Source organism: Maribacter sp. BPC-D8 (assembly GCF_035207705.1).
Classification (GTDB): Bacteria; Bacteroidota; Bacteroidia; order Flavobacteriales; family Flavobacteriaceae; genus Maribacter.
On sequence record NZ_CP128187.1, the window covers coordinates 3354337 to 3369582 of the forward strand.

The 15246-nt window shown below is 33.7% G+C and carries 12 protein-coding genes and 1 tRNA gene; 3 read left to right on the top strand and 10 right to left on the bottom strand.

The genetic code is table 11. The annotated features are described in order from the left end of the window. Positions 1-24: 24 nt before the first annotated feature. Complete coding sequence (locus tag QSV08_RS14705; protein ID WP_324024362.1) at positions 25-1050, top strand: LacI family DNA-binding transcriptional regulator; 1026 nt, start codon at positions 25-27, stop codon at positions 1048-1050. Positions 1051-1101: 51 nt separating this feature from the next. Here QSV08_RS14705 and QSV08_RS14710 read toward each other — a convergent pair whose 3' ends face one another. The 3 genes from QSV08_RS14710 to QSV08_RS14720 form a co-directional block, all read right to left on the bottom strand. Further along, entirely contained in the window at positions 1102-2643 is a 1542-nt protein-coding gene (locus QSV08_RS14710; protein ID WP_324024364.1) for an acyl-CoA carboxylase subunit beta, read from the bottom strand. A gap of 27 nt (positions 2644-2670) precedes the next feature. After that, entirely contained in the window at positions 2671-4143 is a 1473-nt protein-coding gene (locus QSV08_RS14715) for an acetyl-CoA carboxylase biotin carboxylase subunit (RefSeq protein WP_324024366.1), read from the bottom strand. Between the two features lie 107 nt (positions 4144-4250). Next, positions 4251-4730, bottom strand: coding sequence for a biotin/lipoyl-containing protein (locus tag QSV08_RS14720; RefSeq protein WP_324024368.1), 480 nt, complete (start codon positions 4728-4730; stop codon positions 4251-4253). Between the two features lie 227 nt (positions 4731-4957). On the opposite strand from QSV08_RS14720, the gene QSV08_RS14725 reads away from it, so the two are divergent. After that, the gene (locus QSV08_RS14725) at positions 4958-6463 is read left to right on the top strand and encodes an aminotransferase class V-fold PLP-dependent enzyme (protein ID WP_324024369.1); all 1506 of its coding nucleotides are present in this window, start codon (positions 4958-4960) and stop codon (positions 6461-6463) included. A 470-nt stretch (positions 6464-6933) separates the two neighbouring features. Here QSV08_RS14725 and QSV08_RS14730 read toward each other — a convergent pair whose 3' ends face one another. From QSV08_RS14730 to rseP, 6 genes are all read right to left on the bottom strand, one after another. Continuing rightward, a complete protein-coding gene (locus tag QSV08_RS14730) occupies positions 6934-9033 on the bottom strand; it encodes a tetratricopeptide repeat protein (RefSeq protein ID WP_324024371.1) in 2100 nt (699 codons plus the stop codon). A gap of 44 nt (positions 9034-9077) precedes the next feature. Beyond that, positions 9078-10004 carry a hypothetical protein gene (locus QSV08_RS14735; RefSeq protein WP_324024373.1) on the bottom strand — a complete coding sequence of 309 codons (927 nt, stop codon included), beginning with the start codon at positions 10002-10004 and terminating at the stop codon, positions 9078-9080. Positions 10005-10089: 85 nt separating this feature from the next. Continuing rightward, on the bottom strand, positions 10090-10218 hold the full coding sequence (locus tag QSV08_RS20840; protein WP_416382011.1) for a hypothetical protein: 129 nt from the start codon (positions 10216-10218) through the stop codon (positions 10090-10092). 155 nt (positions 10219-10373) lie between these two features. Continuing rightward, the gene (locus tag QSV08_RS14740) at positions 10374-10706 is read right to left on the bottom strand and encodes a hypothetical protein (protein ID WP_324024375.1); all 333 of its coding nucleotides are present in this window, start codon (positions 10704-10706) and stop codon (positions 10374-10376) included. A gap of 287 nt (positions 10707-10993) precedes the next feature. Further along, positions 10994-11067 (bottom strand) — tRNA-Asn (locus QSV08_RS14745). An 81-nt stretch (positions 11068-11148) separates the two neighbouring features. Next, positions 11149-12501: an RIP metalloprotease RseP gene (gene rseP, locus QSV08_RS14750; protein WP_324024377.1), complete on the bottom strand. Its 1353-nt coding sequence runs from the start codon at positions 12499-12501 to the stop codon at positions 11149-11151. Between the two features lie 162 nt (positions 12502-12663). Here rseP and QSV08_RS14755 point away from each other — a divergent pair, with 162 nt between their 5' ends. After that, positions 12664-13338, top strand: a complete 675-nt coding sequence (locus QSV08_RS14755; protein ID WP_324024379.1) for an SCO family protein — start codon at positions 12664-12666, stop codon at positions 13336-13338. A 52-nt stretch (positions 13339-13390) separates the two neighbouring features. Here QSV08_RS14755 and QSV08_RS14760 read toward each other — a convergent pair whose 3' ends face one another. Beyond that, positions 13391-15040 (bottom strand): hypothetical protein, encoded by a 1650-nt coding sequence (locus tag QSV08_RS14760; RefSeq protein ID WP_324024381.1) that lies wholly within the window; start codon positions 15038-15040, stop codon positions 13391-13393. Positions 15041-15246: the final 206 nt, after the last annotated feature.

Consider the following 15246-nt stretch of genomic DNA (forward strand, 5'->3'; position numbering starts at 1 on the left):
ATCATAATTCACTGATTTTCAATTATGAGCAAAAAGAGAAATACCACATTAAAAGAGTTATCTAAAGAATTGAGTCTATCAATTTCCACAGTTTCTAGGGCACTCAACGATCACCCCGATATTAGCCAAGGCACTAAAGAGCGGGTTAGAAAGCTCGCTAAGCAAATGAATTATGTACCCAATTTATTTGCTAGAGGCTTTCGCTCGCGTGAAACTCATATACTTGGTGTAATTGTACCGAACATATCTCATTTGTTTACCTCAACTATTTTGAAGGGAATTTTAGAGGAAGCCGAGCTACGCGGATATCGTGTTATTATTTCAGAATCTAACAATAATGAAGTAAAACAGGTGGAGATGCTGAATACCATGACCCAATTTGGTGTAGATGGTGTATTGATGTCTTTGTCTAGAAAGACAACCAATGTTGAAGAAATATTAAAAATATTAAATCGCATACCAATCGTGTTGTTCGATAAGGTCTCTAGTAAAATACCCTGTACACAAGTTGTAATAAATGAAGAGGAAGCTGCATTTAATGCCGTTGAGCATTTAATTGAACTGGGTAAACAGCGTATTGCTATCATTAAGGAAACAGAGAATTCTTATAATTCTGAAAAAAGGTATGCTGGTTATTTAAGAGCCTTAAACCAATATGGTATACCCGTGCGTGATAAACTTATTTTAAGCACAGAGGATATTTCTTTAGGAAACGGAAGACGATTGACCAATATTCTATTAAGCATGAAGAAGCGCCCTGATGCTATTTTCGCAATAACAGATAATGCTGCCATCGGCGCAATAAAGGCACTACATAAGTTCAAGGTAAAAATACCCGAAGAAATAGCTGTAGTAGGTTTTAGCAACTCCATTAACTCCACCATCGTGAGTCCCGCTTTAACCACAGTAGATCAACCAGGTGATAAAATAGGTAGAACGGCAGTACGTTTTTTAATTCAAGAACTTGAAAACCCTACCAATGATGTAATCACAAAAACCGTTGAGATCAAAACCAGCCTTATCGTTAGGGATTCTTCTTTTATGGTGTAACGTTGCGGGACTTCTTAAAATAAATAGGTATGCGCTTTTAAAAGTCGAACATTACAACGGAATATTACCATGCTTCTTCTTTGGTAAAGTAGCTACTTTATTCTCGAGCATTGTATATGCTTTTATAAGTTTTCTTCTGGTGTCTTTTGGTTGAATTACTTCATCTATAAACCCTCTTTGTGCAGCGCTATATGGGTTAGCAAATAATTCTGCATATTCTGCTTCTTTTTCAGCCAATTTCGCCACAGGATCATCAGCTGCACTTATTTCTTTCTTAAAAATAATTTCACTTGCTCCCTTTGCTCCCATCACTGCAATTTCTGCACCTGGCCAAGCATAATTTAAATCCGCTCCAATATGTTTAGAGTTCATTACATCATAAGCACCACCGTACGCTTTTCTAGTAATTACGGTTACTTTAGGCACCGTTGCTTCACTAAGAGCATATAATAATTTTGCGCCGTTAGTTATAATCCCGTTCCATTCTTGATCAGTACCGGGTAAAAATCCTGGAACATCTACCAAAACTAAAAGCGGAATATTGAAACAATCGCAAAAACGAGTAAAACGTGCTGCCTTTTTAGAACTATCAACATCTAAAACACCAGCCAAACTAATAGGCTGATTGGCAACAATGCCAATACTTTTACCTCCAAGTCTTGCAAAACCTACAACGATGTTGTCGGCATATGCTTCATGAATTTCAAAGAAGGTATCTTCATCGATAATTCCGTTGATTACGTGACGCATATCGTAAGGCTGATTTGCATTCTCAGGAACAATATCTTCTAATACATCGCGAACCTCATTACCTAACTCAAATGGCAAATCTGATGGTTTATCTTCGCAGTTTTGAGGTATATAGATAATCATCTGTTTAATCTGATTGATACATTGAATATCGTTAGCAGCCGTTAAATGTGTAACTCCAGACTTGGTCGCATGGGTCAACGCACCACCAAGCTCTTCTGACGTCACCTCTTCATTGGTTACCGTTTTTACCACATTCGGACCTGTAACAAACATATAACTAGAGTTCTCTACCATTAAGGTAAAATCGGTCATTGCAGGCGAGTAAACTGCACCACCGGCACAAGGTCCCATTATAGCAGAAATCTGCGGAATTACTCCCGATGCCATTACGTTCTTATGAAAAATATCAGCGTAGCCGCCTAATGAACGAACCCCTTCTTGAATTCGAGCACCACCACTATCATTTAAACCAATCATAGGCACACCTATTTTCATAGCCATATCCATTATTTTACAAATTTTTTCGGCATGGGTTTCAGAAAGCGCACCACCAAAAACTGTGAAATCTTGTGCAAAAACGCAAACTTGTCTTCCGTTAATAGTTCCGTAACCTGTTATCACTCCGTCACCATAGAAAACTTGTTTTTCCATACCGAAATCTTTGGTACGGTGTGTAACCAAAGCGCCCATTTCTTCAAATGAGCCATCATCTAACAAAAAATGAACACGTTCACGAGCAGTCAACTTTCCTTTGGCGTGCTGTTTATCAATACGTGCTTGACCACCACCTAATTTAGCCAATGCCAGTTTCTCTGCTAGTATCTGTTTATTATCTTTCATTCTAATTTTTCAAATCAATTTGCAATTTTAAGCTCTACTCTTCTTCCAATTCGAAGAAACCTTAGTCGGAATTTTTACTATTTTATCATTTTCTAAATACAGCTTTAAGGCTACTAATGCTGCTATTCTTCTTTCTTCAGCATATTGCTTTTCTAAATGCTCTGGAGAATAGTAGTTTTTGACAAAATGTGTATCGAAATTTCCTGATGTAAAAGCTTCATGTTCACATACAAATTTGCCAAAAGACAAAGTTGTGGCAACACCTTCTACTTTATAACCATCAATTGCCTTTATCATTAATTGTATGGCTTCCTCCCTATTTTTCCCATAGGTAATCAACTTAGAAATCATGGGGTCATAATAAATAGGAACTTCCATACCTTCTTCGAAACCATCATCAACACGAATACCTTCTCCAATGGGAGTTTTATAAGTAGTTAACCTACCGATACTCGGCATAAAGTTAGCTAACGGGTCTTCTGCATATACACGAACTTCAAGCGCATGACCTGTTATTTTTAAATCCGCTTGGGTAAAAGCCAACTTTTCGCCACGAGCTACTTTTATTTGTTGTTCTACTAAATCAATACCAGATATTAACTCAGACACCGGATGCTCAACTTGCAGCCTAGTATTCATTTCTAAGAAGTAGAAATTCTTTTTTTCGTCCAGTAAAAATTCCACCGTACCTGCGCCAACATAATCGCAAGCTCTTGCTACCTTAATAGCAGCTTCACCCATAACTTTTCTAATTTCTGGGGTAAGCACTGCTGAAGGAGCTTCTTCAACTACTTTTTGATGCCTTCTTTGCACACTACATTCACGTTCAAATAAATGAACAATATTACCATGTGTATCGGCAAGTACTTGAATTTCTATATGTCTGGGAGAGCCTACGTACTTTTCTATAAAAACAGAACCATCACCAAATGCAGCTAGTGCTTCACTGATAGCTCTGTCCATTTGTTCTGGTAGATCTTTCAAGTTTTCAACCACACGCATGCCTTTACCGCCACCACCTGCAGAAGCTTTTATTAAAATTGGGAAACCTATTTGCATAGCTACTTTTTCAGCTAATGCAACATCGGTTATAGCTTCTTCAATACCTGGCACCATAGGAATATCATAATCGCGAACTGCTTCTTTGGCGGCTAGCTTATTCCCCATCACCTTAATAGCATGAGGTTTGGGTCCTATAAATACGATGCCATTATCCTCAACCATTTGCGCGAACACTGCATTTTCACTTAAGAATCCGTAACCCGGGTGAATACCTTCTGCTCCGGTTACTTTAGCTGCATTAATAATTTTCTCCATTACCAGATAAGATTCTGATGATGGTGCAGGACCTAGTAAAACCGCTTCATCGGCAAATTTTACGTGTGGCGAATGACGATCAACTTCTGAATAAACGGCAACTGTTTTAATACCCATTTTCTGGGCAGTCTTCATTATTCGCAAAGCTATTTCACCTCTATTGCCTATTAATATTTTTTTCATTTAAAACTTAATTTACTCGATAATCGAGATTTAACTAATGGGAACTTTTCTCGAATATTTAAGATATTCATATTCTAAAAACCCATAAGGATGCCTTAATATATTTTCTATTCCATTTCAATAATCACCTGTCCTTTCTCTACAGCGTCGTCTTTCTTAATCTCAATAGATTTAATAATTCCCTCACCTTGGGCAAGAATAATATTTTCCATTTTCATGGCAGACAAAACTAATAAGGGAGTACCCTCTACAATCTCTTGACCTACCTTAACCATTACATCAACAATTAACCCGGGCATTGGAGCTTTTACCTCATTCAATTTCTGAGTCGTTACTGCTAGTAATCCCATTTTTTTGACCTGCTGATCGTACTCATCTTCAAGTTTAACTTCGTAAATATTTCCATTGATAGACAATGACATCGTCTTGTTCATAAAATCTGAATGCACTATCTCCACCTCAAAAGCAGTATTATTATCTAAAACATGAAGGGTTTGTGCATTAACATTTATGCTATCTAAAGAATCAACATCGCTACTATTGTAGTCTAGCTCTTCTTCGTTTACGGTAATTAAATAGTTTGGCATATTTTATATTATAAAACGACTTATAGTGTGTACCAAAGATATTGAAAAAGTTTGGCGATGATTTTCACCTTGTAAAAATGACCAACTCTTTTATGACTTATAAAATTATCAAGTTCGCTCCTAGCACATTTATACTATTAAGAAAGACAAAAAAATACTGACTTAACTAATGTAATTGTACTACCCTTAGTATCTTTCACCCCAGTTTTCATTTAAATACTTTTATTATGACTTCAGCCAACTCTGTAAAAGATGCAAAGCAATCTTCTCTTGAACATCATTTCGCCAAATTTAAATCTCACGTAGTAGGTGAAAATGCAGTATTTGAGACGGTTTACGGCACTCAAAATCTACTTTATGCAGACTGGATCGCTAGTGGTAGACTATATGGACCCATTGAAGATACCATGAGAAACAAAATAGGCCCGATGATTGCCAATACGCATTCATTTTCAAGCGAAACCGGAAAAGCCTCTACCTATGCCTACAGACATGCCAGAGAAATAATTAAAAAGCATGTACATGCAAATGAAAACGATGTATTAGTAACGGCTGGTACAGGTATGACTGGGGTACTCTCTAGACTTCAGCGTATTATGGGACTCAGGTGGCCAGACGCTATCAAAAACAACATAAAGTTACCAGAAAACGAACGCCCTGTTGTTTTTATTTCTCACATGGAACACCACTCCAACCAAGTCCCTTGGATGGAAACCATTGCAGATGTAGTGATTGTACCTTCGGATGAAAACAACCTTATTTGTCCTGAAAAATTGAGGATTGAGGTTGAAAAATACGCAGATAGACCTCAAAAAATAGGAGCTTTTACAGCCTGTTCTAATGTTACCGGAATAATTTCTAGATACCATGAACTAGCAAAAGTAATGCACCAAAATAAAGGTATTTGTATTATGGACTTTGCCGCTTCTGCGCCATACGTAGAAATAGATATGCACCCTAGAGATCCAGAGGCATATTTAGATGCTGTTTTGTTTTCGCCACATAAATTTTTAGGAGGGCCTGGTACTTGTGGGGTATTAGTTTTTAATAAAAATCTTTATAATACCGATTGCCCAGATGTACCTGGCGGTGGAAATGTAAAATGGACCAACCCATGGGGTGCATACAGCTACCATACAGACATTGAAACTAAAGAAGATGGCGGAACTCCAGGTTTTCTTCAAGTAATGCGTACAGCGCTTGTTATACGTCTTAAAGAAAAAATGGGAACTACCAACATTGAAAAACGCGAAGAAGAATTATTAGCGCAATGTTTTACAGCTTTTAACAAAATTGAAGGCTTGTTTATCTTAGGAGAAAATGATGCAAAACGTATAGGGGTTATTTCTTTCGGAATAAAAGGGGCGCATTACAACTTAGTAGTCCGCTTACTAAATGACAGATTCGGAGTTCAAGTTAGAGGAGGCTGGTCGTGTGCAAGTACCTATTGCCATTATTTATTTGGCATGGATACTAACTCGTCTACTACTATGACCAAAGATATTGAGAATAGCAATTTGACAGACAAACCAGGTTGGGTTCGCTTATCGCTACACCCGATCACTTCTAACAAAGAATTAGTCTATATCTGTGACGCAATAAATCAAGTTGCCCAAAACTTTAAAAAATGGGGCGAAGATTACGTCTACAATCCAAAAAGCAATGAATTTGATTTTAAAAATAGCGGTGACCAGAAGATTATTGAAGAAGTAACAGATTGGTTTACCATGTAGTTCAATCAAAACACTATCTATAAAATAATAAAGAAGGCTACTTATAATTAAGTAGCCTTCTTTATTATGTGCTATTTCTTCTATTTAAAAATTCCCTAACCTAGATAATTACCTTATTTTAATAATCAAGAGAAACAATTATTTTAAATTCTGATTTAAATAATAAGATACCCGCAAGTTTTAGTGGAATACCGAATAGTACACCGAATTTCTAATAATTACTTTGAAAGAGATCCTTGTATTGGAAAGTAGTATTTCAGACTAAACAGTGCGAAGCCGCACCAGCATTGACTGAAAACAAAAAATCCAACCTAAATAAATAGATTGGATTTCGCTTTTTGCTCCCCCTCTTGGACTCGAACCAAGGTGAATAACTACTTATTTTCCAAATATTTATCAACTCACCCACAAAATGGGTATCCGAATTGTATGCCTAATTTTAATTTATTTTATATAAAAGTAATATTAAATTATTTCTTAAGTATTTCAATTAAAGAACTTACATAATCAATTCTTACTTGTTCAATTTTCGTATTTTCAAAATACTTGATATAACTTCTTTTTGATTTTTTTAATTTATCAATCCAGTATCCATCGCATTCTCTTTCGTTTTTCAATATATAAATACTAACAGAATTACATTCGCCAATTAATATATCTAAAATCCATTCTTTAGGTCTCTTGTCAAAAAGTTCAAGATAATATTCAATAGATTCATTACTGTATTTTAAAGCTTCATCATATTCCTTAATTTTTAAATAAAAAACAGAACGTTGTCTATTTAATAAAGCCATATATTCCAACTGTTCATAAACAGATAACTCATTGGCTATCATTTTTTCAAGTTCCGAATAGTTTTTTTCAATTCCTATTCTATCGTAAGTGCCCGACCTAAACTGAAATAATGTATTGTCTAATACAACTGGAATCAGCAATTTGAAATATGCTACTGGGGAATTCTCCTTATAATAATCTAATATCATATATATGGCGCCATAAAGCTCCAGAATATATTCCTCATCCCTTTCTGGATTTAAAGTTCTAATAGCATTTTTATAAAGAAATATCAATTTACTATTAATATGGCCTTTAAAATTTTTACTGTTTTGAAAGAAGATATCTAATTCTTTTGTATCTATATAGAGATTAATAGCAGTACCAAAAATATTTCTTGCTTTATTAATATCTTTAACTTGATCTCTCAAAAAAATACCATAGCTATTAAGAAAATCTATCCTTTCATTAATATTATTTTTTTTACCATGAGTTTCATATAAAAATTCAATTTTCTCATAGTAATCATTAATTTCCGTTATACTTAAATTTACTCTTGAAATTTTAATGTAGCTTAGAATAGCACCTATATATGTGTCATAATAATTTTCATTGTTTGAATTAAATAGGTCTTCAGATATATCTAATGCTTGTTTTATATATTGACCCGCCACCTCAGGATTGTAATCTTTGTTATAATAATATAATACTGACAGATTTATAAGAGTATGTATATAATTGCCTTTTGCTTCATTTTTATAATAAAGGTCTGCCCGAATATTCTTTGCTTCCAACAAGAAACTTTCCGCTTTCTTGATTTCCCAAATTGTAGCGTAATAAGCCCCAAGATTATTTAGAGCACAGCTTTTAAAAAACAAGTCACTCTCATTTTGATACACATCAGTATAAAGACCAATTAATTTTTTATTATTTAAAATTTGATAAACAGAAGCAAGTTCAAGTTTAAAAGTTAAGTTATCTGGGCTGAATTTTATCCCAGATTCATAATCTGCTATAGAGCCGTTAATATCATTTTTCAATAATTTTAATCTTGCTTTCTCAAGTAATATTAATAAGTCCTCTTCAAACTGTTTAGAAGCCTCATTTTTAATTTTGTTTTGATTGGATATATTATTCTTAGTGATTTGAATTGTTACTTGGTTTTTTCTTAATCTTGATTCTACATCAAGTTTTTCAAATTCCTCAAGCGCTAAAGCAAAGTCACCATTTTTTATAAATTCAAAACCTTCTCGATAAGAAGATGACTTATCATCCAATATGGTTCTTGCCCATTTATTAGCAATTAAAGATATAAGATTATTTTTATTGGACAACTGAGTTTCTAATTCTCTGTTTTCTAATGATTCATCTATAAACAAATCACTTAATGCTGTAATAACACTATCTTTAATTTTTATAGATTTTTTATGGTATTCTTTTGAAATATAGTTTTGAAGATTATTTTCATATTTCAATCGGTTTCTTTCTAATTGAGCTTCTGTAGAAAGAGTTATTAAAACTTCATCTTTTTGTCCTAAAATGAGATTTAATTGGCTTTCATCAACTATAGAATATCCCGGTTTCGTAACTTTTAATTTAACTTTTGAAAACAACGGTTTGTCAGAAACAATAAGATGAAATTTACCATCTGAATCGGTAAGTTGAGATTTGCAATTACCGCTAGGACAATCAATTTCTATTAGAGAACTTTCTATAAATTCGTAATTTCCGCTTTCATATTTGCTATTCATTACTACTACCCTTCCAAAAATAGATGTATCCTCTTGTGAGTTCATCCTTGTTATAACAAAGGTGAATAGAATTAATAGTAATGTTAATCTCATTCTTTAATTAATAAAATGTCCAAACCTTGTTTTGTATGTACAGGAACATTTCCTTTTACAATTGCTTTATATCCATTTTTCTCAAAGCGAACATCTTGAAATTTTTTCCGATATTTATTTGGGATTTTTAACTCATAATATCCAAATTTATCAGAATAAGTTGAAACATTTCTGATACTTACCCTAACACTATCTAGACCCTTATTGTTTTTAGAATCAAAAATGCTTCCGTAAATCGAATCAGTTTCATATAATTTAACCTCTAAATAAATAGAAGATTTATCATTAATTGTATATAAACTGTCTAGTTTGGTCGGTCTATATGGTTGTTTATGATTTATAATAATATTCACTTTTTTATCCTTAAAAACTGATGGTATTTCCTTAAAGGTAGCTTCTCCTTTTTCATTTATGGTAGCCTCTCTTTTATCTGATTTAAGCAGTAAAACAACTTTACCTTCATTTTTTAAAATTAAGTCGTCTAATCCTTTTTGACCATGAACAAAAACTGTAAAATCAATTGAATTTGTAGCTTGAAAATTAAAACCTGAAAAGAATAAATTAATTGAAAGCGCTATTATTATCATGGGTATCGCAACAAATAATCGGGTTTTCCAATCATACCTTAATTTTTCAACAAAAGTTGGATGGGTCTTCAAGTATGATTTTCCTTCTACAGTTATTTTTGCATGAATACTTAAGTTACGTAAATCTACTGGGATTGACGTTTCTGGAATTGAAGTAAATTTTAATTCGTTACTGTAATTAAGTAAAGCAAGATTATTATCCTCAAAATACTTTATTAATTGTTTAGCCTGATGTCTATCAAAACCTTTTTTCAAGAGAAAAGGAACAATATCAACATAGTCAAGTTCATTTAACTTCCTTAATATATGATTTATCTTATTGTCAATTTTAGTCATAAAGGTTTACAAATAAAAATTACCTAAAGATAAAGCTAACAAAATAAAAGTGTGATTTTAAAAACACCCTCTTTATATTTTTTATTCACTTTTTATATTTCCATAAATACCCGCCACTTTGTTTTCGTTCACCTCTACAACATCGAGAAATACAAGTTTTGGATATTCCTGTAATCTTTGATGCTTCAACTATTGATAGATAAGTATAAATCAAAATATTTTCTAGATTATATTGACAAACTGTTTTAATTCTATCATCTGTTTTAGCATCTAAATTATTAACCTCTTCATAACTCCAATAATATCCTTTATAGGTTTTATTATAACCAAGACACGCATTTGAAATTGAGGTTGAATTACCTAGAACTGTTAAAGCAGCCCAAGATAGAGAAGGCCATTCACCAATATTACAACCCCAATCTGTATACTGATATACTTTCTTTCTAAAACCCCCTCCAACGTCTTTATTATAGCCAATATCAATGGTGTTATATGCATAGATTCTTTTAACGCTAACTCATTTAAATCAGTAGCAGTATCAATAATCTCCCATTGGAAAACTTCGGGACCATATGTCCCGATTGCTTGATGAAAAAAACTCCCAGTACCTATATTTAATTTAGAAATATGGTCAGCCCTTCTTTCTTCAATATTCTGAGTCGTGGAACAAATGTAGAGCTTGCGGTACTCGATATTCATCACTTTGTATATTAAACCTGTTTATTTCAATTTTTCAAACTTCATTTTAATTAACTTATGTATAAACACCTTGTTCAATTACCACTAGATCCATTACCTCTTTAACCTGTTTTCGGTATTTGATTTCTTTCAATAGAGAGTATCGTATACGTATAGCACATAAAAAAACCTAATAAGTTGACTTTTTTATTGGAAAAAGAAGAATCAAAATAAAACAGTGCGAAGCCACGCCAAGATTGACTAAAAACAAAAAATCCAACCTAAATAAATAGATTGGATTTCGCTTTTTGCTCCCCCTCTTGGACTCGAACCAAGGACCCTCTGATTAACAGTCAGATGCTCTAACCAACTGAGCTAAGGAGGAAAATAACCCGTTTTAGTTTCCTAAAGCGGCTGCAAATATAGTAGTTTTTTGAAACTCCCCAAAAAAAGAATTAAGTTTTTTTTATTTAAATATCAATTTATAGACATCATTACCATTTGCGAACAGCAAAAGCGCTATTAAAATAAAGAATCCTGTTACTTGAGCGTACTCTAAAAATTTATCGCTTGGCTTTCTACCTGTAATAATTTCATAAAGCAAAAACATTACGTGTCCGCCATCTAATGCAGGTATTGGTAGTATATTCATAAATGCTAGAATAATCGATATAAACGCAGTTGTACCCCAAAATTGAGGCCAGTTCCAAGTATCTGGGAACATACCACCAATAGCTGCAAAACCACCAACCTCTTTATAAGCACCTGTATCAGGGTTGAAGATCTTCTTCATCCCTTTAATATAATCTGTAAGAGTCTTAACACCTTTGTTCCAGCCCGCTGGGATAGATTCTATGAAAGTGTATTTTAATGTTTCTACTTTGAAATAGCCTTTTTCAGCATAATCCTCTTCATTATCCAAACCAAGTGAAACTCCCATCTTACCTTCTTCGGATATTTTAGCCTTTAATGGTACATCAACTCCATCACGTTTCACGATAACATTAATGGTATTACCCTTATTACTTTCTAACAAAGGTCTTACTTGATCTAAATATTCTACAGGAGCTCCTTCAACAGCTACTAAAGCATCGCCTTTTAGAAATCCTGAATTTACATTTGGAGAATCTTCAGGAATAGTATTTATAATAAAAGGATTTCTTGGACTAATAAACCTTACGCTTTCCTTATTCTCAGAAATTGTTTCAATAAAATCAACCGGAATTTCTTTTTCTATAGTATTACCGTCGCGTTCAATAGTTATGTTTTCACCATACACGATTTCAGGAACAATACTATTTATCGAAACAATTTTCTTGTCATCTACAGCAATAATTTTATCACCTGTTTTGACTCCCAATGCATCACCCAAAGTAGTATCAGTAATCCAAACTCCGTCTTTTAAACTGTCATTCGCAATATATTTTTCTCCATAAGCATATGCCAGACCAATGAAAATAACAACGGCCAAAATGAAATTTACCGTTACGCCGCCCAACATTATAATTAAACGTTGCCAAGCCGGCTTACTTCTAAACTCCCACTCCTTAGGCTCTTCTGCCATGGCTTCTTTATCCATGCTTTCATCAATCATTCCAGATATTTTTACATATCCGCCCAATGGCAACCAACCGATTCCGTATTCGGTTTCCCCTATTTTCTTTTTGAAAAGCGAAAACTTCACATCAAAGAACAAGTAGAATTTCTCTACTCTTGTTTTAAAATATTTTGCTGGTATAAAATGCCCTAACTCGTGTAGTACTATAAGTATAGAAAGGCTTAAAAAAAATTGTATTGTCTTTATTATAATAGGGCTCATTCTTTTTTCCTGAAAATTAAAATCGCACAAAAGTACATTTTTACAACCGCTAAAAAAAAGAAACACTCTGAGGTAGTGGTATTTTATGAATAATTTATCAGCTGACAGGGTCAATTCACTTGAAAAGTAAATAGCCCTAGCGTACCTTTGTAAAAAATTCTTATGCGGTCTTTTTTCGCTAAATTCAAATTATTTGGCCTAGTACTGATACCTATTTCTGCAGTTATCATGTATCTTTTTTACAACGCCCTGCAACCTGTAAAGCTGCTACCGGTATATTCGCCTGCTATGGTAAATGCAGAATTGGTTTCTGAAGAAATACAGCATGTTAGAAAATACCATACGATCGCAGATTTCTCTTTAACGAACCAAAATGGAGAAACTATTACCCAAGATAACTACGAAGGTAAAATTTATGTTGCCGATTTCTTCTTTACTACCTGCCCTACTATTTGCCCAATAATGACCAAAAACATGGTAGATCTACAACAATCGCTTGGTAATGATTCTGATGTAATGTTATTATCGCATTCGGTAACGCCAGAAATTGATTCTGTTGCTCAATTAAAAAAATATGCCCTTGAGAAAGGGGTTGACGATAGCAACTGGAATTTAGTTACTGGTGATAAGAAACAAATCTATGACCTTGCCCGTAAATCGTATTTAGCCGTAAAGACCGATGGTGATGGCGGACCATTTGATATGATCCATACCGAAAACTTTATTTTAGTAGATGAAAAAAAGAGAATTCGGGGTTTTTACGATGGTACCAAAAAAGAGGATATTGAGAAATTAATGGAGGATATTAAAATACTTCAAGAATCTCATAAAAAGTAAAAATCCCCCATACACATAGTACAGGGGACTTTATAAGTATAACTATTCGAACTTATTTACACTCGTTTGAATAAGCCTTTGCAATTTTTATCTGATCTTCTTCAGATACTGAAAACTCACCACCTTCAATACGGCTTGCAAGTGCCGGACAACTAGCAAAAAATTCTGCACTAGCTGTTTCAGCCTTTTTAACGCCATCTATAGCAAAGTAATACGTATCAACACCAGTAAGGTCTTTAAATAGCGTTATACCTGTACCACTGTGAACACGTTCCATAAAAACGGTAGTGTTCAAATTAAAACCAGACAAGCCAGCGTCAGAGGTTTTAAGAACACCTTTTTTAGGGTTTACAGGCTCAAAAACTCTGTCTTCAATAACGATTTCAGATACCTCTTTACACTTCAATGAAGCGTTTTTGGTTTTACCTTTTGCATTTACATAAGTAACTGTTACCCTTTTTGCAGTAGTATCGCCACTTATGTCCATAATATTACCGCCTTCTTGTTCTTGAGGTGAAAAACGCATAGAAATTTTACCTTCCATCTTTTCACCATCATCTTTTATTACATACCCTACTGCCTTATCTACATTATTGCCTTGAATAGCTTCTTTTTTGGCGATTTTTGCTAATATTGGATCAACAGTATACCCTTCAGAATAGATACGCTCTCCAGAATCTTTATCATAATTTAAAACATACCTTTCGTAATGTTTATTAAAATCATTTCGTTTCCCTTTTGTTATCCATTTCTTTTCTTCGGTCTCCAAAGCCATATCTATATACTTAGATGCAGCTTCAAAATCTTCTTGCATCAAAGCAACATTGTATAGGTTCATAATTAAACCCCATCCAGCTTTTTTACCTGCTTTACTTGACAAATCGTAAACAGCTAATTTTTCTTCCCAATACGTTCTATAAGATTGTAATTGTTCTTTACCTGCTCTTAATTGTTCTAAATTGGTAAAAGCAGTAGACATTTCTTCAAAGTCTGCAACCTTGGCTTTTGTTTCATCTTCTAGACCTTCGGTCTTCTTATCTTTTATAAAATAGAATTTTTCAAAATCTGTATTCGATCTAATATCATAATCCTCATAAAGTACAGGCGCCAATTTTTCGGTCAAAAAATTATCACCAAGGTTTACTCTTAAATATTCTTCAACCAAATAGGGTGTACCCTTTGCCTGTTCATCATTTGCAAAAGTCAAATATTTCTCTTCTTCATCGAACGTAAAATCAAGAACTACAGGAATAACTTTTCCTTGCGAATCTGCCTTTGGAAGAACCGCAATACGATTGTAATGCACACTTTCACCATTTAACATGGTCAATATCCCTATTGCAGCATCCGCTTTAGGTACAATAGACACACTATAAGTTTCATTCGCCTTGCTTCGAGATATTGTTAAGTTTAAATCTTTTATCGACAATCCGTTCAAGGCAAATAGAAAATCTGGCGTTCCGTTCTCATCTGTCAATTTTGTGAAATCTTGAAATTTCAAAGCATTTTTAAAAGCTTCTTCAGTAAAAGGTAAAGCAGCATTCTTTGAGTTTGCAAACCCACCCATATACGTATTTACATTCTGGGGAACAGGTTTTTTTGCATAACTAGGAATTGCCACTTTAATATTCTTGCTTTTGGTTGATTGCCCAAAAATGGACACCGTTCCAAAAAGGAATAGCACTAATAATGGTTTTTTCATAATTGGTTATTTATGTATTTAATTAAGTTGATTACTCTTTTTTGGTCTTTTAAGGTATTTGGATTGCGCTTTTTTTTAAAAGCACAGACATGTATAACCACAAGGCAATTCCGAATATCTCATTAAATCAATCGTATAATATTAATATGTAAATAAAATACACATTATCAACGGTATAGTTAAGATAATATTTCACAGATTTTAAT